The organism is Micromonospora sp. NPDC006766, from assembly GCF_040636055.1.
In the GTDB taxonomy this organism is placed as follows: Bacteria; Actinomycetota; Actinomycetes; order Mycobacteriales; family Micromonosporaceae; genus Micromonospora.
The window spans coordinates 22,153-41,224 of the sequence record NZ_JBEYIX010000053.1; the positions used below are offsets into that span (position 1 = coordinate 22,153).

General features: G+C 71.3%; 23 protein-coding genes. 12 read left to right on the top strand and 11 right to left on the bottom strand.

The annotated features are described in order from the left end of the window. Positions 1-56 precede the first annotated feature (56 nt). On the top strand, positions 57-854 hold the full coding sequence (locus ABZ671_RS27570) for an AzlC family ABC transporter permease (RefSeq protein WP_357863553.1): 798 nt from the start codon (positions 57-59) through the stop codon (positions 852-854). Beyond that, entirely contained in the window at positions 848-1,156 is a 309-nt protein-coding gene (locus ABZ671_RS27575; RefSeq protein ID WP_357863556.1) for an AzlD domain-containing protein, read from the top strand. Before ABZ671_RS27570 ends, ABZ671_RS27575 begins: the two co-directional genes overlap by 7 nt. A 52-nt stretch (positions 1,157-1,208) precedes the next feature. Here ABZ671_RS27575 and ABZ671_RS27580 read toward each other — a convergent pair whose 3' ends face one another. From ABZ671_RS27580 to nadA, 3 genes are all read right to left on the bottom strand, one after another. Beyond that, the gene (locus ABZ671_RS27580; RefSeq protein WP_357863559.1) at positions 1,209-1,814 is read right to left on the bottom strand and encodes a DUF3043 domain-containing protein; all 606 of its coding nucleotides are present in this window, start codon (positions 1,812-1,814) and stop codon (positions 1,209-1,211) included. A 74-nt stretch (positions 1,815-1,888) separates the two neighbouring features. Next, a complete protein-coding gene (murA, locus tag ABZ671_RS27585; RefSeq protein WP_357863562.1) occupies positions 1,889-3,301 on the bottom strand; it encodes a UDP-N-acetylglucosamine 1-carboxyvinyltransferase in 1,413 nt (470 codons plus the stop codon). 157 nt (positions 3,302-3,458) lie between these two features. Next, on the bottom strand, positions 3,459-4,634 hold the full coding sequence (gene nadA / locus ABZ671_RS27590) for a quinolinate synthase NadA (RefSeq protein WP_357863565.1): 1,176 nt from the start codon (positions 4,632-4,634) through the stop codon (positions 3,459-3,461). Between the two features lie 44 nt (positions 4,635-4,678). On the opposite strand from nadA, the gene ABZ671_RS27595 reads away from it, so the two are divergent. The 3 genes from ABZ671_RS27595 to ABZ671_RS27605 all read left to right on the top strand — a co-directional run bounded on the left by ABZ671_RS27595 (position 4,679) and on the right by ABZ671_RS27605 (position 7,563). Then, the gene (locus ABZ671_RS27595; RefSeq protein WP_357863568.1) at positions 4,679-5,839 is read left to right on the top strand and encodes a glycerate kinase; all 1,161 of its coding nucleotides are present in this window, start codon (positions 4,679-4,681) and stop codon (positions 5,837-5,839) included. A gap of 154 nt (positions 5,840-5,993) precedes the next feature. Beyond that, entirely contained in the window at positions 5,994-6,362 is a 369-nt protein-coding gene (erpA, locus tag ABZ671_RS27600) for an iron-sulfur cluster insertion protein ErpA (RefSeq protein ID WP_357863571.1), read from the top strand. A gap of 223 nt (positions 6,363-6,585) precedes the next feature. Continuing rightward, on the top strand, positions 6,586-7,563 hold the full coding sequence (locus ABZ671_RS27605) for a carbohydrate kinase family protein (RefSeq protein WP_357863574.1): 978 nt from the start codon (positions 6,586-6,588) through the stop codon (positions 7,561-7,563). Between the two features lie 108 nt (positions 7,564-7,671). Here the strand turns inward: ABZ671_RS27605 and ABZ671_RS27610 are convergent, their stop codons facing one another. From ABZ671_RS27610 to ABZ671_RS27620, 3 genes are read right to left on the bottom strand one after another with little or no spacing between them, the layout of a single operon-like run. Then, positions 7,672-7,872, bottom strand: coding sequence for a DUF397 domain-containing protein (locus ABZ671_RS27610; RefSeq protein WP_357863577.1), 201 nt, complete (start codon positions 7,870-7,872; stop codon positions 7,672-7,674). Positions 7,873-7,886: 14 nt separating this feature from the next. Further along, positions 7,887-8,021 carry a Scr1 family TA system antitoxin-like transcriptional regulator gene (locus ABZ671_RS27615; RefSeq protein WP_357863580.1) on the bottom strand — a complete coding sequence of 45 codons (135 nt, stop codon included), beginning with the start codon at positions 8,019-8,021 and terminating at the stop codon, positions 7,887-7,889. After that, positions 7,969-8,733, bottom strand: a complete 765-nt coding sequence (locus ABZ671_RS27620) for a helix-turn-helix transcriptional regulator (RefSeq protein WP_357863583.1) — start codon at positions 8,731-8,733, stop codon at positions 7,969-7,971. Before ABZ671_RS27620 ends, ABZ671_RS27615 begins: the two co-directional genes overlap by 53 nt. On the opposite strand from ABZ671_RS27620, the gene ABZ671_RS27625 reads away from it, so the two are divergent. Further along, positions 8,727-8,879, top strand: a complete 153-nt coding sequence (locus ABZ671_RS27625) for a hypothetical protein (protein WP_357863586.1) — start codon at positions 8,727-8,729, stop codon at positions 8,877-8,879. The genes ABZ671_RS27620 and ABZ671_RS27625 overlap by 7 nt on opposite strands. A 67-nt stretch (positions 8,880-8,946) precedes the next feature. Here ABZ671_RS27625 and ABZ671_RS27630 read toward each other — a convergent pair whose 3' ends face one another. Continuing rightward, positions 8,947-9,168 (bottom strand): sulfurtransferase TusA family protein, encoded by a 222-nt coding sequence (locus tag ABZ671_RS27630; RefSeq protein ID WP_357863588.1) that lies wholly within the window; start codon positions 9,166-9,168, stop codon positions 8,947-8,949. Continuing rightward, positions 9,165-10,316 (bottom strand): aminotransferase class V-fold PLP-dependent enzyme, encoded by a 1,152-nt coding sequence (locus ABZ671_RS27635; protein ID WP_357863591.1) that lies wholly within the window; start codon positions 10,314-10,316, stop codon positions 9,165-9,167. Before ABZ671_RS27635 ends, ABZ671_RS27630 begins: the two co-directional genes overlap by 4 nt. 170 nt (positions 10,317-10,486) lie before the next feature. Between ABZ671_RS27635 and ABZ671_RS27640 the strand changes: the two genes are divergently transcribed. Both ABZ671_RS27640 and ABZ671_RS27645 read left to right on the top strand, forming a co-directional pair. Beyond that, positions 10,487-11,458, top strand: coding sequence for a cytochrome c oxidase subunit II (locus tag ABZ671_RS27640; RefSeq protein WP_357863594.1), 972 nt, complete (start codon positions 10,487-10,489; stop codon positions 11,456-11,458). A gap of 10 nt (positions 11,459-11,468) precedes the next feature. Next, on the top strand, positions 11,469-11,894 hold the full coding sequence (locus ABZ671_RS27645; protein WP_357863597.1) for a cytochrome c oxidase subunit 4: 426 nt from the start codon (positions 11,469-11,471) through the stop codon (positions 11,892-11,894). Positions 11,895-12,007: 113 nt separating this feature from the next. Here the strand turns inward: ABZ671_RS27645 and trpD are convergent, their stop codons facing one another. The 3 genes from trpD to ABZ671_RS27660 form a co-directional block, all read right to left on the bottom strand. Continuing rightward, the gene (gene trpD / locus ABZ671_RS27650; RefSeq protein ID WP_357863600.1) at positions 12,008-13,054 is read right to left on the bottom strand and encodes an anthranilate phosphoribosyltransferase; all 1,047 of its coding nucleotides are present in this window, start codon (positions 13,052-13,054) and stop codon (positions 12,008-12,010) included. Between the two features lie 79 nt (positions 13,055-13,133). Further along, positions 13,134-13,532 (bottom strand): hypothetical protein, encoded by a 399-nt coding sequence (locus ABZ671_RS27655; protein ID WP_357863602.1) that lies wholly within the window; start codon positions 13,530-13,532, stop codon positions 13,134-13,136. 103 nt (positions 13,533-13,635) lie between these two features. After that, positions 13,636-14,604 carry a cytochrome c oxidase assembly protein gene (locus ABZ671_RS27660; RefSeq protein WP_357863604.1) on the bottom strand — a complete coding sequence of 323 codons (969 nt, stop codon included), beginning with the start codon at positions 14,602-14,604 and terminating at the stop codon, positions 13,636-13,638. A 108-nt stretch (positions 14,605-14,712) separates the two neighbouring features. On the opposite strand from ABZ671_RS27660, the gene ABZ671_RS27665 reads away from it, so the two are divergent. From ABZ671_RS27665 to ABZ671_RS27680, 4 genes are all read left to right on the top strand, one after another. Continuing rightward, complete coding sequence (locus ABZ671_RS27665) at positions 14,713-15,312, top strand: heme-copper oxidase subunit III (protein ID WP_357863607.1); 600 nt, start codon at positions 14,713-14,715, stop codon at positions 15,310-15,312. Positions 15,313-15,384: 72 nt separating this feature from the next. Beyond that, positions 15,385-16,221 (top strand): cytochrome c, encoded by an 837-nt coding sequence (locus ABZ671_RS27670; protein WP_357863610.1) that lies wholly within the window; start codon positions 15,385-15,387, stop codon positions 16,219-16,221. 67 nt (positions 16,222-16,288) lie between these two features. Then, the gene (locus ABZ671_RS27675; RefSeq protein WP_357863613.1) at positions 16,289-17,368 is read left to right on the top strand and encodes a Rieske 2Fe-2S domain-containing protein; all 1,080 of its coding nucleotides are present in this window, start codon (positions 16,289-16,291) and stop codon (positions 17,366-17,368) included. Beyond that, the gene (locus ABZ671_RS27680; protein ID WP_357863615.1) at positions 17,365-18,993 is read left to right on the top strand and encodes a cytochrome bc complex cytochrome b subunit; all 1,629 of its coding nucleotides are present in this window, start codon (positions 17,365-17,367) and stop codon (positions 18,991-18,993) included. The genes ABZ671_RS27675 and ABZ671_RS27680 overlap by 4 nt, the downstream gene beginning before the upstream one ends. Positions 18,994-19,072: the final 79 nt, after the last annotated feature.

Consider the following 19,072-nt stretch of genomic DNA (forward strand, 5'->3'; position numbering starts at 1 on the left):
ATAGGTCGGTCTGTTCGGTTTGACGAACGCGTGTCGCTGCGTCCAGGATAATGGACATGCGTACGGCAAATCGAACGGGCGATGCGGCGGTGCTCCGCGACGTCGCCGCCATCGGCGCGGCGATGCTCGCCGTCGGCGCCTCGTTCGGCGCGATGGCGGTGGCGGCCGGCCTGCCCGCCTGGGCCACCCTCGCCATGTCGGTGTTCGTGTACGCCGGTGGCGCGCAGTTCATGGCGGTGGGCCTGGTGGCCGCCGGCAGCCCGCTCGCGGGGGTCCTCGCCGGGCTGCTGCTCAATGCCCGGCACCTGCCGTTCGGCCTCGCCCTCGGTGGCAGCCTCGGCCCGGCGCGCTGGCGGCGGCTGCTCGGCAGCCACCTGATGACCGACGAGGCGACGGCGTTCGCCCTGGCCCGGCCGGCCGGCCCGGCTCGTCGGCACGCGTTCTGGGTTGCCGGGGCGCTGCTCTTCCTGGCCTGGAACGCGGGCACACTCCTCGGCGTGGTGGCGGGCGGTGCGGTCGGCGATCCGGCGGTGCTGGGCCTCGACGCCGCCTTCCCGGCCGGGCTGGCCGCCCTGCTGCTGCCAAGCCTGCGGGACCCGCAGACCCGCCGGATCGCGTTGGCCGGTGCCGGGCTCGCCGTGCTGGCCACACCGTTCCTGCCGGCCGGCCTGCCGGTCCTGCTCGCCCTCGTCGCCGTCGTCGTGCCCGCGCTGCGCCGCCGCACCCCGGCTGCGGCGACCGGGCCATCAGCGGCGATCGGGCCGGCTGCGGCGATCAGGCCATCAGCGGCGATCAGGCCGGACACGGCGATCGCGCCGGACGCCATCGTGCGCACCGAGGAGGCCTCATGCTGATCGCCGTGATCATCGCCCTGGCCGCCGGCACGTACGGCTTCCGGGTCGCCGGGGTGCTCCTGCGCGACCGGCTGGAACTGCCCGAGTGGTCCCGGCAGCTGCTGCCGGTCGCCGCCGCCGCGCTGCTGGCCGCGCTCGCCGCCACCGCCGCGTTGACCGAGGCCGGCGGGTTCGCCGGCTACGCCCGGCCGGCGGGGGTGCTGGTCGGGCTGGCGTTGGCCTGGCGACGGGTGCCCTTCGTGCTGGTCGTGGTCGCGGCGGCCGGCACCACCGCGCTGCTGCGCCTACTCGGGGTGGAATGACGCGGCCCCTCCCCGCCGAGGCGGGAAGGGGCCGACCCGGGGCGGGGCCCGGTCAGATCTTGTCGCCGATGTTCACCTGGGGCACCGGGGCCCGCATCTTGCGGAACGTGATCGAGCGCATGATCGCGTAGAAGTAGAGCGAGCCGAGGCGCTCGGTGCTCTTGGGGAAGCGCTCGCGCACCAGCTTCTTGATCCGGCGCGAGATCAGGATCGAGTCGATCAGCACACCGAGCGCCAGCGCGGCCCACAGGACGTTGGAGAGCAACCGGACGATCGGCGGCATGGCCTGGTTGGAGCCGAGCAGCACGATCAGCGCGCCGCCGAAGAACCACGTGCCCACCGTACGCCGGGAGTCGACGACGTTGCGGGCCAGCAGCCGCTCGGGGCCTCGGTCGCGGGGGCCGCCCTCGCGGCGGAACTCGGCCGCCGACTCGGCGCGCGCCACCCGGCGCTGCTCCCGGGCCTCCTCCTTGCTCAGCGGCTTGGTCGGCGCGCCCGGCCGGCGGCCCTCGGTAGGCCGCTTCGGCGTCACCACACCCAGCTCCTTCTTGCTGGGCGTGTAGCCCCGGGGGCGGGTGGCAACGGACGCCTCGTCGGTCGTCACCGTGGCGACGGACTCTTCGACGAGGTCGGTGGGCTTACGACGAAACAGGGGCACTCGTGAAGGGTAGCCAAACAGCCGCGCCCGGTGCACATCGCGGGTGCACCGGGCGCGGGAAACGCAGTGTGATGTTACGGACGCTCTACGTGTGCGCCCAGGTTCGCCAGCTTGGCCTCGAAGTCCTCGTAGCCGCGGTTGATCAGGTCGACGCCGTACACCCGGGAGGTGCCCTCGGCGGCGAGGGCCGCGATCAGGTGGCTGAACCCGGCGCGCAGGTCCGGGATGACCAGGTCGGCCGCGTGCAGCTTGCTCGGGCCGGCGATCACAGCGGAGTGCTTGAAGTTGCGCCGGCCGAAGCGGCACGGGGTGCCGCCCAGGCAGTCCCGGTAGACCTGGATGTTGGCGCCCATCGAGTTCAACGCCTGGGTGTAGCCGAGCCGCTGCTCGTAGACCGTCTCGTGGACGATCGACAGGCCGCGGGCCTGGGTCAGCGCCACGACGAGGGGCTGCTGCCAGTCGGTCATGAAGCCGGGGTGGACGTCGGTCTCCAGCGCCACCGCGTTCAGCTCGCCGCCCGGATGCCAGAACCGGATGCCTCCTTCCTGGCCCGGGCGGCCGGCCCGCGGCGGCCGCAGGTCGGTCACCTCGTACTCGCCGCCGACGGAGCGGAAGATGTTGAGGAAGGTCATCATGTCGGCCTGCTGGGCGCCGAGCACCTCGACGTGGCCCCGGGTGGCCAGCGCCGCCGCCGCCCAGCTGGCCGCCTCGATCCGGTCCGGGATCGGCCGGTGGGTGTAGCCGCTGAGCCGCTTCACACCCTGGATCTCGATCACCCGGTCGGTGTGCACCTTGATGATCGCGCCCATCTTCTGCAGGACGCAGATCAGGTCGATGATCTCCGGCTCGACCGCCGCGTTGCGCAGCTCGGTGACGCCCTCGGCCATCACCGCGGTCAGCAGCACCTGCTCGGTGGCGCCCACGCTCGGGTACGGCAGGGCGAACTTGGTGCCGTGCAGCCCGTTCGGCGCCGACAGGTGCAGGCCCTCCGGCGTCTTCTCGACGGTCGCGCCGAACTCCCGCAGCGCCTGCAGGTGGAAGTCGATCGGACGCGGGCCGATGTGGCAGCCGCCCAGGTCCGGGATGAAAGCGTGACCGAGCCGGTGCAGCAGCGGGCCGCAGAACAGGATCGGGATCCGGCTGGAGCCGGCGTGCACGTTGATCTGGTCGGTGCTGGCGCTCTCGACGTTGGACGGGTCGAAGACGAGCTCCCCGTCCTCATCGCCGTCGCTGACCTTGACCCCGTGCAGGCCGAGCAGCCCGCGGACCACCTCGACGTCCCGGATCCGTGGCACGTCGTACAGCCGGCTCGGGGTGTCACCCAGCAGGGCGGCGACCATCGCCTTGGAAACGAGGTTCTTCGCGCCGCGTACGCGAATCCGCCCTTCCAGGGGAGTGCCTCCGTGTACGACCAGGACGTCGTCGGTCAACGCAACCTCCAGCGCGTTGGTGCTGCCGTGTAGATGGGTGGGGCCCACGATCTGCATCGCTACCCAGAATGCGGCCACGGGCAAACGACCCGCGTAGTTCGTCGCCTCGGCAGCATAGCCCTCCGTGACGAAAATGTAATCGGTCACATCACCAGCGAGGGCACGAACTGGGGTGTCCCGTGCGTTTCTGTGCCAGTGATGTGACCGAGGGTGATCAAGCGCCTGGGAGGGCGAGCATCTGGTCCAGCGCGGCCCGGGCGTGGTGCGTGGTGTCCGGGTCGACGGTGATCTGGTTGACCACGCGCCCGGCGACCAGCTCCTCCAGAGCCCACACCAGGTGCGGCAGGTCGATCCGGTTCATCGTCGAGCAGTAGCAGACCGCTCGGTCCAGGAACATGATCTGCTTGTCGGGGTGGGCCAGCGCCAGCCGACGGACCAGGTTCAGCTCGGTGCCCACCGCCCACGCCGAGCCGGCCGGGGCCGCCTCGATGGCCTTGATGATGTATTCGGTCGAGCCGACGAAGTCGGCGGCGGTGACCACCTCGTGCCGGCACTCCGGGTGGACCAGCACGTTGACCCCCGGCACCCGCTCCCGGACGTCGTTGACGCTGTCCAGCGTGAACCGGCCGTGCACCGAGCAGTGCCCACGCCACAGGATCATCTTCGCGTCGCGGAGCTGCTCCGGGGTGAGCCCACCGCCCGGCTTGTGCGGGTCGTAGAGGACGCAGTCGTCCAGTGTGAAGCCCATCTCCAGCACCGCCGTGTTGCGGCCCAGATGCTGGTCGGGCAGGAAGAGCACCTTCGACCCCTGCTGGAATGCCCAGTCCAGCGCCCGCTTCGCGTTGGACGAGGTGCAGACCACACCGCCGTGCCGGCCGACGAAGCCCTTGATGTCGGCCGAGGAGTTCATGTAGGTCACCGGGACGGTGTCCGCCGCGACGCCCAGCTCGGTCAGCAGGTCCCAGGCGGTCTCGACCTGCGACAGCACGGCCATGTCGGCCATCGAGCAGCCGGCGGCGAGGTCGGGCAGGATCACCCGCTGCCGGTCCGAGGTGAGGATGTCGGCGCTCTCGGCCATGAAGTGCACGCCGCAGAAGACGATGTATTCCGCGTCGGGGCGGGCCGCCGCCTCGCGGGCCAGCTTGAACGAGTCGCCGGTCACGTCGGCGAACTGGATCACCTCGTCGCGCTGGTAGTGGTGGCCCAGCACGAAGACCTTCGTGCCGAGCGCGGCCTTCGCCGCCGCCGCGCGGGCCACCAGGCCCGGGTCGCTCGGCGCGGGGAGGTCACCCGGACACTCCACGCCACGCTCGGTGGCGGGGTCGCTGCCGCGGCCGAGGAGCAGCAGCGCAGTGGCGGTGTTGGAGGGCTCAACCCAGGTCGAAGTCACGCCTCCCATCGTCCCACAGCCAGACGGTCCCGCAGCCGCCGCCGATGTGGCCTGCCACACTGCTGCGCATGCGCGTGCTGCTCTGCCCGGACAAGTTCGCCGGCACGCTGCCGGCTCAGGAGGTGGCCGCCGCGGTGGCCGAGGGCTGGCGGACCGTGGCCCCCGCCGACGAGCTGCTGCTCCGGCCGCTCGCCGACGGCGGGCCCGGGTTCGTCGCCGTGCTCGCCGAGGCGCTCGACGGGCGGCGGCTGCCGGTGCCGACCGTCGACCCGCTCGGCCGGCCCGCCGCCGGTGAGATCCTGCTCACCAATGACGGCACCGCCTACCTGGAGAGCGCCCAGTCCTGCGGGCTGCACCTGCTCGCCGCCGCCGAACGCGACCCGAAGACCACCACCTCGTACGGGCTGGGGCTGCTGGTGGCGGCCGCAATCGAGGCGGGCGCGCGAACCGTGGTGATCGGGCTCGGCGGCTCCGCCACCAACGACGGGGGCGCCGGGATGTTCACCCCGCTGGGCGTCACCGCGCTGGACCAGGCCGGCCAGGCCCTGCCGTACGGCGGGGCGGCCCTCGCGGCGGTGGCCGCGCTGGACGGCGCCCCCCGGGTACGCGGGGCTGCCTTGGTCGCCGCCACCGACGTCGACAACCCGCTGCTCGGACTGCACGGCGCGAGCAACGTGTACGGCCCGCAGAAGGGCGCCGACCGGCCCGACGTGCTGCTGCTCGATGCGGCGCTGGAGCGCTGGGCCGAGGTGCTGGAACGCGAGTTGCCCGGCTGCCCGCCCGGGCTCGGCGCGCTGCCCGGCGGCGGCGCGGCCGGTGGGCTCGGCGCGGCGATCCTCGCCCTCGGCGGTCGGTGCGAGTCCGGCATCGGGCTGGTCACCCGGGCCATCGGGCTGGACGCCGCGCTGGACGCCGCCGACCTGGTGATCACAGGGGAGGGGTCCTTCGACCACCAGTCGCTGCGCGGCAAGGTCGTGGCCGGGGTGGCCGGGGCCGCCCGGGACCGGGGCGTGCCCTGCGTGGTGCTGGCCGGACGGGTGAGCACCGGGCGGCGGGAGGCCGCCGCGGCCGGCGTGACCGAGGCGTACAGCCTGGTGGAGCACTTCGGCGGCGAGGAACGCGGCGGGGTGGAGGCGGCGCTGGAACGGCCCGCTGAGGGGCTGCGCGCGCTGGGCGCCCGGCTGGCCCGGCAGTGGAGCCGCTGACCCGGGGCCCGGTGGTGCCGGCCACGAGTCACGGCACCCGGGGTGAGTTCCAGCCGGGCGGCGTACGATCGGGTCTGGACCACACCGGGAATGACTGGGCGACGGGAGATGTTGACCAGTGCGTCCGGACCCACACGCGCAGGGAGATTTCCACGTGACCACGCCAGCGCAGACCGAGTCGACCGAGGCCAAGGCCCCCAACAACGTCGTCCTCACCGACGTCGCGGCGCAGAAGGTCAAGGCCCTGATCGAGCAGGAGGGCCGCGACGACCTGCGGCTCCGGGTCGCCGTGCAGCCGGGCGGTTGCTCCGGCCTGCGGTACCAGCTCTTCTTCGACGAGCGGTCGCTCGACGGTGACATCGTCACCGACTTCGACGGCGTTGAGGTCGTCGTCGACCGGATGAGCGCGCCCTACCTGGCCGGCGCGACCATCGACTTCGCCGACCGGATCGACGCCCAGGGCTTCACCATCGACAACCCGAACGCCGGCAACTCCTGCGCCTGCGGCGACTCGTTCAGCTGAGTCGACGCCGCAGTGGCCCGCACCGGGCCGACGGCTGACATACGCAACGGCGGGACCACCCTCACCGGGGGTGGTTCCGCCGTTGCTGTCGTTGCGCTCTGCCGGTGTCCACGCGGTGACCTTCGTGCGTGCGGAGTATGACCGATTGTCGACCGGTCCGGTCCGGCGGGCCGGGGTGACCGGTAGGCTGACCGGCGCCGAGCTTCCGACCACGAGGGCTGACATGAAGATCGCCGTAACTGGCTCGATCGCCACCGACCACCTGATGAGCTTCCCCGGCCGCTTCGCCGACCAGCTCATCGCCGACCAGCTCCACAAGGTGTCGCTGTCGTTCCTCGTGGACGACCTAGTGCTGCGGCGCGGCGGCGTGGCGGCGAACATCGCCTTCGGCATGGCCCAGCTCGGGCTGCGCCCGGTGCTGCTCGGCGCGGTCGGCGCGGATTTCGACGACTACCGGTCGTGGCTGGAGCGGCACGGCGTCGACTGCGACTCGGTGCACATCAGCGAGGTGGCGCACACCGCGCGGTTCGTCTGCACCACCGACACCGACATGTGCCAGATCGCCTCGTTCTACGCCGGCGCGATGAGCGAGGCCCGCAACATCGAGCTGGCCCCGGTGGCGCAGCGGCTGGGCGGCCTCGACCTGGTGCTGGTCGGCGCCAACGACCCGGAGGCGATGATCCGCCACTCGGAAGAGTGCCGGGAACGCGGCTACCCGTTCGTCGCCGACCCGTCCCAGCAGCTGGCCCGAATGGACGGGAAGCAGGTCCTCGGCCTGATCGACGGCGCCGACTATCTGATGACCAACGACTACGAGAAGTCGTTGCTGTTGAGCAAGGCCGGTCTCACCGACGCGCAACTGCTGGACCGGGTCAAGGTCCGGGTCACCACGCTGGGCAAGGACGGCGCGGAAATCGCCGGCCGCGACTTCGACACGATCCACGTGCCGATCGCCCGGGAGATCCAGGCGGTCGACCCGACCGGCGTCGGCGACGGCTTCCGGGCCGGCTTCCTCGCCGCCCTCTCCTGGGGGCTGGGCCTGGAGCGGGCCGCCCAGGTCGGCTCGCTGCTGGCCACCCTGGTGCTGGAGACCATCGGCACTCAGGAGTACCAGGTTCGCCGGGATCTGTTCGTCAAACGGTTCGCCGAGTCGTACGGCGACGCCACCGCCGAAGAGGTCCGCCCCCACCTACTCCCGTAACCCCCCCCGCCGGCGCCCCCGACGCTCAGAGATCTTGGTACGGATCGGTCCCCATAGGGGCCACTTCCGTCCAAGATCGCGGGAGGGCGTCGGGTGGATGGGGGGGTGTCAGGGGGTGGGGGACGTGGGGATGGTGGCCAGGAAGGCCGACCACTGGGCCGCTGGGAAGACGAGCGCCGGGCCCGAGGGGTCCTTGCTGTCCCGTACCGCCATCGCGTCGGGCAGGACGGCGCATTCCACGCAGTCGCCGTTGTTGGCGCTGCGGCTGCTGGTGAACCATCGGGCGTTGGTGAGGTCGGGGGTGGACACGATCGCCTCCGGAGCTAGGCGCCGGCCAGCTCCCTGATCATCGCCCGGGACTCGGCGGGCGAGAGGGCGACCTGGCGCAAGTTGTCTGCCACCATGCTATAGGTGCGCACGCCGTCCGGATCCTGCACGTACATCGCACCGTCGAGCACCTCGGTGTAGGCGATCGGCCGGACGTGCGCGAAGTCCAGCAGGACGAACTTGCCCAGCGGCGTGGCCGGGGTGTGGCCCGTCCTCGGGGCGGAGCACCTGCACGGTGACGTTGGGCAGCTCGGCCATGGCGGCCAGGTGCGCGAGCTGGGCCCGCCGGGTCCCGTCGCCGTTGACCCGCAGCCGCAGCGCCGCCTCGCCGATCACCGCGTGCAGGCCGAGCGGCGGGTCGTCGGTGAGGCGGCGGGCCCGCACCTGCCGGAACGAGACGAACCGCTCGGCGTGGTCGGGCCGTACGAAGCCGGTGCCGAGGGTCAGCGCCTGCGCGTACTCCTCGGTCTGGAGCAGGCCGGGGACCACCATCGACTCGAAGACGAACGCGCTGTCGGCCAGCCCTTCCAGGCCGACGTACGTCTTGAACCAGTCGGGCATGACCGCCGCCCAGGGTGCCCACCAGGTCTTCGCGTCGGAGCGGCTGGCGATGGCGGTGAGCCGGTCGATCGCGCTCTGCTCGACCTCGCAGGCCCGCAGCACCGTCGCGATGTCCTCGGGGAACTGCTGGTAGCGGCCGGTCTCCATGTGGCCGAGCTTCGGCTTGCCGATGCCCGTACGGGCCGACAGCTCGGCCAGGCTCAACGTCGCCTCGCGTCGGTACCGCCCCAGCTCGGCCCCGATCAGCCAACGCAGCGCGGACGGGTCAGTACGTGGTGCCATCCGGCGTCCCCTTCTCCTTCGCCGACGGCGTGATCTTCTGCGACCCCGCCCGGTCGTACACCGGCCGGTTCTCCGATACCGAAAGCACGCTGCGCCTGCTCGCCCGAACAAACGGCCGGCTGCACCTGATCTGGCTCGATCGATGAGCGCCCGAGGCTGACGTGTTAAAAGGGGGCCCCTGCTCTACCGGAGGCGTTAACAGGGGGCCCCTCCTTACCCAACTCGGCGGACGTCGTAGGCGTCGGGGTGGGCGGCGAGGAACTCCTGGCCGCGCATCCGGCACCAGGCCGGGATGTCGACCGCGGCGGCCGGATCGTCGGCCAGCACCCGCACCACCGCGCCCAAGGGCAGCTCGGGCAGCCTGCGAGCCAGGTTGATCACGGGTAGCGGGCAGCGCTGGCCCCGGCAGTCCAGCACCTCGTCCGGTTCGCTCACAGCCCGGTCACTCCCGCCTCGGCGCGCAGGTCGGCGACCACCCCGGGCAGCTCGGCGAGGAAGCGCTCCACCTCCGCCTCGGTCGTCTCCCGGTGCAGCGACACCCGGACGTTGCCGTGCGACAGCACCCCCATCGCCTCCAACACGTGCGACGGCCGCAGCGTCGAGGAGGTGCAGGAGGAGCCGGAGGAGACCGCGAAGCCGCGTCGGTCCAGCGCGTGCAGCAGCGCCTCGCCGTCCACGTAAAGGCAGGAGAAGGTGACCAGGTGGGGCAGCCGGTCCACCGGGTCGCCGACCACCTCCACGTCCGGCACCTCGGCCGCCACCCGCGCCCGGATCCGGTCCACCAGCGGCGCCAGCCGGGCCGTCTCGGCCGCCGCGTCGGCCGCCGCCGCGCGCAGGCTCGCCGCCGCGGCCACCACCGCCGGCAGGTTCAACACCCCCGGCGTACGCCCCGACTCCCGCTCGTCGGCGGGGAACGGCGACTCCCAGCGGGTGCCCTTGCGGACCACCAGCAGCCCGACGCCGGGCGGCCCGCCCCACTTGTGCGCGCTCGCGGTCAGCACCGACCAGCCGGCCGGCAGCGGCGCCCGGCCGACCAACTGCGCCGCGTCGACGTACAGCGGCACCCCCGCCTGCGCGCACGCCTCGGCCGCCGCCGGCACCGGCTGCACCGTGCCCACCTCGTGGCTGGCCCCGATCAGGGCGGCCAGAGCCACCCCGGGCGTACCCACCGCGGCAGTCCAGGCGGCCAGGTCCAGCCGGCCGAGCCGGTCCACGGGCACGGACGTCGCCGTCCCACCGTCGGCCACGTGCCGCTGCGCGGCATGCAGCACGGCCGAGTGCTCGATCGCCGAGTGCACCAGCGCGCCGCCGACCCGCCGCCGCCCGAGCAGGCCACCCAGCACGGCGGCGTGCGCCGCGGTCGTACCGCTGGCGGTGAAGGAGAGCTCGTCGGCGCGGACGCCGAGAGTCTGGGCGGCGGCCTCGCGGGCGGCGTCGAGGAGTTGGCGGCCCCGGCGGGCCTGGGCGTAGAGCCGGCCCGGGTCGGCCCAGCCGTCGTCCAGCGCGGCCAGCAGCGCCTGCCGCGCGACGGGATGCAGCGGGGCGGCGGTGGCCGCGTCCAGGTAGACCGGGGGTGTGCTCACGACTGCCGACGCTATCGCGCCGTCTTGTCACGGACGCCCCGATGGGGGCGGAGAGTGACCCCAAGACGGTCAGGCCAGTCATGGTCGAGTAATCTGCGACCGTCGGTGACGCCTTTGCCGTCGGTGCTGGAGGAAACAACCACCGCGGCGCGCTAGGGAGGCAGGACCAGGTGGTCGCAAGGAGTTCGGAGGTACGGCCGTCGGCCGTACGGCACAGCGCTTCCCAGGGAGCCGGTGGACGCCGGCGGCGTGGTGCTGGTCGACTCGCCGGGCTCAGCCTCGGCGGAGCCGCGCTGCTGGTTCTGCTCACCGGCTGCGACGTCGGCAAGACGTTCGGTGGCTTCGGGTGGCCGCAGGGCGGCATCACTCCGGAATCCCACCGGATGTACGACCTGTGGATCGCGTCCTGCATCGCGGCGCTCGCGGTCGGCGTGTTCGTCTGGGGCCTGATCTTCTGGTGCGTGATCCGCTACCGGAAGCGGGGCAACGAGCTGCCGGTGCAGACCCGCTACAACCTGCCGATGGAGTTCCTCTACACCATCGCGCCGATCCTCGTGGTCTCCGTGCTCTTCTACTACACGGCGGTTGTGCAGACCGACGTGGACAAGCTCACGAAGAACCCCGACATGACCGTCGAGGTCGTGGCCTTCAAGTGGAACTGGCAGTTCAACTACCGCGACGGCCAGGGCCGCGACGCCAAGACCGTCGCCTCGACCCTCGGCACCAGCGACGTCATCCCGATTCTGGTCCTGCCGAGCGGTCGGTCGATCCGGTTCGAGGAGCAGAGCCGCGACGTCGTCCACTCCTTCTGGGTGCCGGAGCTGCTGTTCAAGCGGGACGTCATGCCGGGTAACATCCGCAACGTCTTCGAGGTCTCCAGCATCGACCAGGAGGCCGCGTTCGTCGGCCGCTGCGCCGAGCTGTGCGGCACCTACCACGCCTTCATGAACTTCGAGCTGCGGGTCGTCTCGCCGCAGAAGTTCGACCAGTTCCTCGCGGAGAAGAAGGCCGGCAAGTCGACGCAGGAGGCGCTCTCGGCGATCGGCGAGGCCCCGTACGCCACCACCACCAAGCCGTTCGACACCCGGCGCACCACGAACAACTTCAACCCGACCGACGCGTCGGCCGGCGCGGGAAGCTGAGGGATCCGGCATGAAGACCGAGTGGCGAATCTTCCTGATCGTGGCGTCGTTCCTTGCCGGCACCGCCGTTCTCTACGGCGCCTGGACGGCCGGCGAGAGCGGCCGGGTCGAGTGGGTCGGCACCGTCGCGCTTGCGCTGTCGTTCCTTCTCTGTTCGATGTGCGGCGGCTTCTTCTGGTTTGTTTCCCGCCGGATCGACCTGCGCCCGGAGGACCGGCCGGACGGCGAGATCGCCGACGGCGCGGGTGAGGTCGGCTTCTTCAGCCCGGGCAGCTACTGGCCGTTCGGCGTGGCCCTGGCCGCGACGATCGCCGGCCTGGGGCTGGTCTTCTGGCAGATGTGGCTGCTGGGCGTGGGCGCGGTGGCGGTCATCTTCGCCGCGAGCGGCCTGCTCTTCGAGTACTACTCCGGCACCCGCCGGACCGCCGAGCACTGACCTGACGCTGCGCCGAAAAGGCCCGCGCCCCGGTAGGGGACGCGGGCCTTTCGCGTACGTTGGTCAGGCCAGCGTGCGGCCGGTCAGCGTGCGCTTGGCCGACGCGCGGCCGGTCAGAGCGAGCGGCCGACCTCGAGCCACCGGTCCAGGACGCCGGCGGCGGCCCCGGAGTCGATCGACTCGGCCGCCCGGGCCAGGCCGGCCCGCAGCGCCTCGTGCAGGTCGCCGTCGAGCGGGCCCTGGGTGGCCAGCGCCACCGCGGCGTTCACCAGCACCGCGTCCCGGACCGGGCCGGTCTCGCCGGCCAGCAGCCGCCGGGCCACGCCGGCGTTGTACGCGGCGTCGCCGCCCCGCAGATCGGCCAGGGTGGACCGCGGCACCCCGAGCGTCACCGCGTCCAGCAGCGCCTCCCGAACGGTGCCCTGCTGGGCCACCCAGACGCGGGTCGGCGCCGCGGTGCTGAACTCGTCCAGCCCGTCCTCGCCGCGCATCACGACCACCGAGTCTCCGCGGGCCGCGAAGACGGCCGCCATCACCGGCGCCATCCGGCGGTCGAAGCAGCCGACCGCGCCGGCCCGGGGGCGGGCCGGGTTGGTCAGCGGGCCGAGGAAGTTGAAGAAGGTGGGTACGCCGACCTCCCGGCGGACCGGGCCGGCGTGGCGCATCCCCGGGTGGAAGCGGGCCGCGAAGCAGAACCCGATGCCGGCCTCGGTCACGCACCGGGCCACCTGCTCGGGGGTCAGGTCCAACGGCACGCCGAGGTATTCCAGCAGGTCGGCGGTGCCGCACGAGGAGGAGGCGGCGCGGTTGCCGTGCTTGACCACCCGGACGCCGGCCCCGGCCACCACGAGCGCGGTCATCGTGGAGATGTTGACCGTGTGCGCGAGGTCACCGCCGGTGCCGACCACGTCCAGCGCGGTGGCCCGGAGCTCCTCGGGAAGCTCGACCTCGACGGACCGGCCGAGCATCGCCTCCACCAGGCCGGCCAGCTCGGCCGGCGTCTCGCCCTTGGCCCGTAGCGCCACCGCGAAGCCGGCCACCTGCGCCGGGCTGGCCGAGCCGGTCATGATCTCGTCCATCGCCCAGGCGGTGTCGGCGGTGGTGAGTTCCTCGTCGCGCAGCAGCGCGTTGAGCAACAGCGGCCAGGTCCGTTCGCCCATGGTGGGCCTCCTGAGCGGGGCGTGGAGAGAGCGGGTGTGCGGCGCCACTGCCTGGCTGCCGTGGCGCCGAGTGGTCGACTCAGGCTGCGACGTGCGTACGCCGCAGCAGCTCGGCGACGGTGGTGCCGGTGGCCACCGGGTCGAGCGGGTGGGTCAGTGTGGCGTCGACCTCGGCGTACGCGGCCAGCCAGCGGTCGGCGGCGCGGGCGAGCACCACGCAGGTCAGCGGGGCGTCGTCCCGGTCGTCCTTGATCTGGCGGGCGATGCCGATGCCGCCGCCCGGGGTCGCCTCGCCGTCGAGCAGGAGCAGATCGATCTCGTAGTCGTCGACCAGCCGGACGCACTCGGCGTAGTCGGAGGCCTCGACGAACTCGATCTCAAGCCCGGGCGCGGGCCGGGTGCCGACGGCGAGTCGCATCCGGTCGCGGACCTTCGGGTCGTCGCTGTAGAGCAGGACGGTGCAAAGACGATCACTCATGCCGGCTGGCTCCCACTTCGTAGCTGCCCGCTGATCGTAGCGGGCGTCACATTCGGCCGGACGGCCCGCCCTGCCCACCGGTGGCGCGCGCCACCGGTGGCGCTCAGGCGGCGTTCTCCGCGGCCCGCTGGCGCGCCTCCTGGCGGTCCAGCTCCCGGTCCAGCCGGCGGGCCTCCCGTTCGGACTGTTTGATCCACTGCACGACCAGCACGGCCAGCATGGTGACGCTGACGAACTCGCCACCGGCCCAGAGCACGCCGCCGGCCACCACCTGGTCGTTCCACGGGTCCGACCAGCTCAGCTGCAGCGACGGGTACCAGTCGCCGCCGAGCAGGGTGGTGCTCTGCATGATCGTGAGCCCGAGCACGGTGTGGAAGGGCACGGAGAGCAGCATCAGCAGCGCCCGGGCCGGGTACGGCCAGCGCCCGGGCAGCGGGTCCAGGCCGAGCAGGGGCCAGAAGAAGACGCAGCCGGTCATGATGAAGTGCGCGTGGGTCAGCTCGTGCGCCCATTCGTGCTGCAGCGTGTAGCGGTAGAGGTCGGTGAAGTAGAGCACGAACGGGTTCACCACGAAGATGGCGAACGCGACCAGCGGGAAGGTGTAGATCCGGGCGATCCGGCTGTGCACGATCGCCAGCAGTCGCCGGCGGGGCCGCACCGAGAGGGTGCGCAGGGCGAGCGTCACCGGGGCGCCCAGCGCCAGGAAGATCGGCGAGATCATGGACAGCACCATGTGCTGCACCATGTGCACCGACAGCACGGTGGTGTCGTACGTGCCCAGCCCACTGAGGGTGACCGCCGCGATGCCGCCCAGGCCGGGGCCGAGGAAGCACACCGTCCGGACCACCGGCCAGCGGTCGCCGCGCAGCCGCAGTCGGTACACGCCGTACAGGTAGAGACCGGCGGCGAGGAGTATGCCGAGGGTGAGCCAGCTGTTCAGCCGGGCCTCGGTGAGGACCCGCGCGACGGTGAACGGCGGCAGGGCGGCCTCGCCCCCCGCCGCCAGGAGCGCCGGGACGACGCGTGGCGGAGCGGCCGAGGTGGCGACGAAGATCGGATCGACGTGCAGCACGCTTTTCAGGGTAGGTCAGGCGAAGCGGACGCCCCCGATCGGGCCACTGTCGGTGCGGGTTTGCCACCCCGCTGATCGTCGTTCCCGGTCAAGGGCAATAATGACCGCGTGACTGCGGCCCCAGCCATTGACAAGAGCCGGATCCACTCCCTGACCCGACCCAACATGGTCAGCGTGGGGACGATCGTCTGGCTCTCCAGCGAACTCATGTTCTTCGCGGCGTTGTTCGCGATGTACTTCTCGATCCGCGCGGCGGCGCCGGAGCAGTGGGAGAAGCACACCGAGGTTCTCAACATCCCGTACGCCACCACCTTCACGGCGATCCTGGTGTTGTCCTCGGTGACCTGCCAGCTCGGTGTCTTCGCGGCCGAGAAGGGCGACGTCCACGCCCTCCGCAGGTGGTTCACGATCACCTTCGTGATGGGCCTGATCTTCGTGCTCGGCCAGGCGAACGAGTACCGCAACCTGGTGCACGAGGGCGTCAAGATCAACGGAGACGGGTATGGGTCGATGTTCTACCTGACCACCGGCTTCCACGGTCTGCACGTGTCCGGCGGTCTGGTGGCCTTCATCATCTTCATGATCCGCACCACCATGGGCCGGTTCACCCCGGCGCAGGCCACGTCGGCGATCGTCGTGTCCTACTACTGGCACTTCGTCGACGTCGTGTGGATCGGGCTCTACGCCATGATCTACTGGCTCCAGTGATCTTGGCGCGTCACGCATCGCGCCGCTGCTCCGTCCCCTGAGACAAGGTCCAACCGGTTAAGGACACAGGTCATGACTTCTGACAACGACCGCCGACGCGGTCTGCTCGCGCGGTTGCGTGGGCGGCCCGTAGCGCGCAGCAGGGGCCGCCGCCGGCTGGGCGCCGCGGTCCGGCTGGCCGCCGCGCTGATGCTGGCCGGCGGCGCCTACACCGTCTTCGCCCCCGCCGTGCAGGCGCAGGACACGCCGCCCCTGAGCGCCGCCGCCAACGAGGGCAAGGCACTGTTCGACGTGAGCTGTGTGACCTGCCACGGTCGCAACGCCCAGGGCGTTCTGGACCGTGGTCCGAGCCTGATCGGTGTCGGCGCGGCCGCAGTCGAGTTCCAGGTCGGCACCGGCCGGATGCCGATGGCCCGTCAGGAGGCCCAGGCCCCGCGGAAGTACCCGCAGTTCACCGACGAGCAGGTGCGCCAGCTCAGCCAGTACATCCAGGAGCTCGGCGGCGGCCCGGAGGTCCCCGCGGGCAACAACCTGCACCAGAACGGCAACGTGGCCACCGGCGGCGAGCTGTTCCGGATCAACTGCTCGCAGTGCCACGCCTTCACCGCCGGCGGCGGTGCCCTCTCCTCCGGCAAGTACGCGCCGAGCCTGGCGCCGTCCAGCGACCGGCAGATCTACGCCGCGATGCTGAGCGGCCCGCAGAACATGCCGGTGTTCGGCGACAACCAGATCACGCCGCAGGAGAAGGCGGACATCATCGCCTACATCCAGGAGGCCCTGAAGGGCAACCAGGACCCGGGCGGTTTCAACCTGGGCCGGTACGGCCCGTCGACCGAGGGTGTCGCGATCTTCCTGGTCGGCATCGTCGCGCTGGTCTTCGCGAGCCTGTGGATTGCGGGCAAGTCGTGACCGAGCGGACCATTCGTTTCAGTGCTGCGGCGTCGACCCCCGGCGCCGCCCGTAGCGAGGTGACGGCATGAGCACCCTGCACCAGGCCCCGCAGGGCCGGCAGCCGCTCGACGTGAACGACTCCAAGCTCTCCCGGTTCGACGTCGTCAAGGAGGGCGCGCGGCGGGACGACATCGAGATCGTTCACTATGAGCCGCAGGTGGTCCCGGGCAGCAAGGCGGAGCGCCGGCTGACCCGCACGGTGGCCGCGATGTTCCTGCTGACCGGGGCGGCCGCCACCGCATTCCTGGTGGTCTACATCTGGTGGCCGTGGCAGTGGCAGCCGGGCGGCGGCGGCGACAAGTTCTACACCCCGCTGCTCGGCGTGACCCTCGGCCTCGCGCTGCTCGGCGTCGGCTTCGGCATCCTCACCTGGGGCAAGAAGCTGCTGCCCAAGGAAGTCTCGATCCAGGACCGGCACGACCAGCCGAGTTCCCCGGAGGATCGCAAGATCACCGGCGAGACGATGCGCTACATGGCCGACGAGCTGGGCGTCAAGCGTCGGCCGCTGCTCGGTGTCTCGCTGCTCGCCGGGCTCGCGCCGGTCGGCGCAGCGGCCGCAGCGCCGCTGATCGGTGGCCTGATTCGCAACCCGCACAAGGACAACGAGATGTTCACCACCGGGTTCAAGCCGGTGGACGGGAAGAGGATCCGGCTGATCCGCGAGGACGGCCGGCCGATCCGTCCGGCCGACGTCAGCGTGGGTGGCCAGCTCACCGTGTTCCCGGGTATCGACGGCGGGGTCAGCAACCGGTACGCCGACTCGCCGACGCTGCTGATCCACCTGCGTGACGAGGACGCGCAGAAGTCGCGCGCCGCCAACGCCAAGATCGAGCACGCCGACTACATGTGGGGCAACTTCGTCGCGTTCTCGAAGATCTGCACGCACGCAGGCTGCCCGGCGAGCCTCTACGAGCAGCAGACCAACCGGCTGCTCTGCCCCTGCCACCAGTCGCAGTTCCTCATCACCCGCAACGCTGAGCCGGTCTTCGGCCCAGCGAGCCGGCGGCTGCCGCAGCTGCCGATCGAGGTGGACGAGGAAGGCTTCTTCGTGGCGAAGTCCGACTACACCGAAGCCATCGGCCCCGACTTCTGGGAGCGGCCATGAAGCGCCGAAAGTTTGACGCAGCAGCGCTGCCCGGCAAGACCGCCGGGGCGCTGGACGACCGCTTCCAGGCGGCCACCCCGCTTCGTAAGCTGCTGAACAAGGTCTTCCCCGACCACTGGTCCTTCCTGCTCGGCGAGATCGCGCTCTTCTCGTTCATCGTCCTGCTGCTGACCGGCGTCTTCCTGACCCTCTTCTTCGAGCCGGCGATGACCGAGGTGGTCTACGACGGCAGTTACGCGCCGCTGCGGGGGACCCCGATGTCGGCCGCGTACGCCTCCAGCCTGAACATCTCGTTCGATGTCCGGGGTGGTCTGATCATGCGGCAGATGCACCACTGGTCGGCCCTGCTGTTCATGGCCGCCATCGTGGTGCACATGCTGCGGGTGTTCTTCACCGGCGCGTTCCGCAAGCCGCGTGAGACCAACTGGATCATCGGCTCGCTGCTGTTCTGGGTGGGCTTCCTGGCCGGCTTCACCGGCTACTCGCTGCCGGACGACGGCCTGTCCGGCACCGGCCTGCGGATCGCCTCCGGCATCATGCTGTCGATCCCGGTGATCGGCTCGTGGGTCACCTCGTCGATCTTCGGCGCGGAGTTCCCGGGCGCCATCATCATCCCCCGGTTCTTCATCGCCCACGTGCTGCTCATCCCGGGTCTGCTGGTGGCGCTGATCAGCGTTCACCTGGGTCTGGTCTTCAAGCAGAAGCACACCCAGTGGCCCGGCCCCGGGCGGACCAACGAGAACGTGGTCGGCGAGCGGATGTTCCCGCGCTACGCGATCAAGCAGGGCGGCTTCTTCATGGTCGTCTTCGGCGTGATCGCCCTGATGGGTGGCCTGTTCCAGATCAACCCGATCTGGTACTTCGGTCCGTACGAGGCCTGGGTGGTCTCCGCGGCCAGCCAGCCCGACTGGTACGTCATGTTCCTCGACGGCTCGACCCGCCTCATGCCCAACTGGGAGATCATCATCCCGATCGGCGACGGGTACGTCATCCCGCCGCTGTTCTGGCCGACGGTCGTGCTCCCCGGCGTGCTGGTGGGCCTGTCGACGATGTACCCGTTCCTGGAGGCCCGTCGCCTCAAGGACAACCGCCACCACAACCTGCTCCAGCGGCCCCGGGACGTTCCGGCCCGGACCGCGCTGGGCATGATGGCCGTGGCGTTCTTCATCGTGCTGACCCTCACCGGCGCCAACGACGTCATCGCCGACAAGTTCCACATCAGTTTGAACGCGATGACCTGGGCGGGCCGGGTCGGCCTGCTGGTCCTGCCGCCGCTGGCCTACTACCTCACCTACCGCATCTGCCTCGGTCTGCAGCAGCACGACCGGGAGGTGCTGGCCCACGGCGTGGAGACCGGCATCATCAAGCGGCTGCCGGACGGCCGGTTCGTCGAGGTGCACCAGCCGCTCACCGCGGCCGAGGGCCACGAGGAGCACGCCGCGCTGGACTACGTCGGCTGGGTCGTCCCGAAGAAGATGAACCGGCTCGGCGCCCTCGGCCCGGCGGTCCGGGGCTTCTTCTACCCAATCGAGAAGCCGGCCGAGGCGCCGGTCTCGCCGGGGCACCCGCCGGTCGAGCCCCGACCGGAGCGCGAGGAGATCGGCAGCGGCGAGAGCCGCCGCTGACCTACCCCAGCACCACCGACCGTGGCTACGGGCCGCCTTGATGGCGGCACGTACCGGCGCGGTATGGCGCAGGGAAACG

What these genes read in the sequence shown, in the direction of transcription:
- ABZ671_RS27570 (WP_357863553.1), top strand. Translation starts at nt 57, where the DNA reads ATGCGTACGGCAAATCGAACGGGCGATGCGGCGGTGCTCCGCGACGTC.
- ABZ671_RS27575 (WP_357863556.1), top strand. Translation starts at nt 848, where the DNA reads ATGCTGATCGCCGTGATCATCGCCCTGGCCGCCGGCACGTACGGCTTC.
- murA (WP_357863562.1), bottom strand. Translation starts at nt 3,301, where the DNA reads ATGCAGATCGTGGGCCCCACCCATCTACACGGCAGCACCAACGCGCTG.
- ABZ671_RS27595 (WP_357863568.1), top strand. Translation starts at nt 4,679, where the DNA reads ATGTGGCCTGCCACACTGCTGCGCATGCGCGTGCTGCTCTGCCCGGAC.
- ABZ671_RS27605 (WP_357863574.1), top strand. Translation starts at nt 6,586, where the DNA reads ATGAAGATCGCCGTAACTGGCTCGATCGCCACCGACCACCTGATGAGC.
- ABZ671_RS27620 (WP_357863583.1), bottom strand. Translation starts at nt 8,733, where the DNA reads ATGGCACCACGTACTGACCCGTCCGCGCTGCGTTGGCTGATCGGGGCC.
- ABZ671_RS27645 (WP_357863597.1), top strand. Translation starts at nt 11,469, where the DNA reads ATGAAGACCGAGTGGCGAATCTTCCTGATCGTGGCGTCGTTCCTTGCC.
- trpD (WP_357863600.1), bottom strand. Translation starts at nt 13,054, where the DNA reads ATGGGCGAACGGACCTGGCCGCTGTTGCTCAACGCGCTGCTGCGCGAC.
- ABZ671_RS27655 (WP_357863602.1), bottom strand. Translation starts at nt 13,532, where the DNA reads ATGAGTGATCGTCTTTGCACCGTCCTGCTCTACAGCGACGACCCGAAG.
- ABZ671_RS27670 (WP_357863610.1), top strand. Translation starts at nt 15,385, where the DNA reads ATGACTTCTGACAACGACCGCCGACGCGGTCTGCTCGCGCGGTTGCGT.
- ABZ671_RS27675 (WP_357863613.1), top strand. Translation starts at nt 16,289, where the DNA reads ATGAGCACCCTGCACCAGGCCCCGCAGGGCCGGCAGCCGCTCGACGTG.
- ABZ671_RS27680 (WP_357863615.1), top strand. Translation starts at nt 17,365, where the DNA reads ATGAAGCGCCGAAAGTTTGACGCAGCAGCGCTGCCCGGCAAGACCGCC.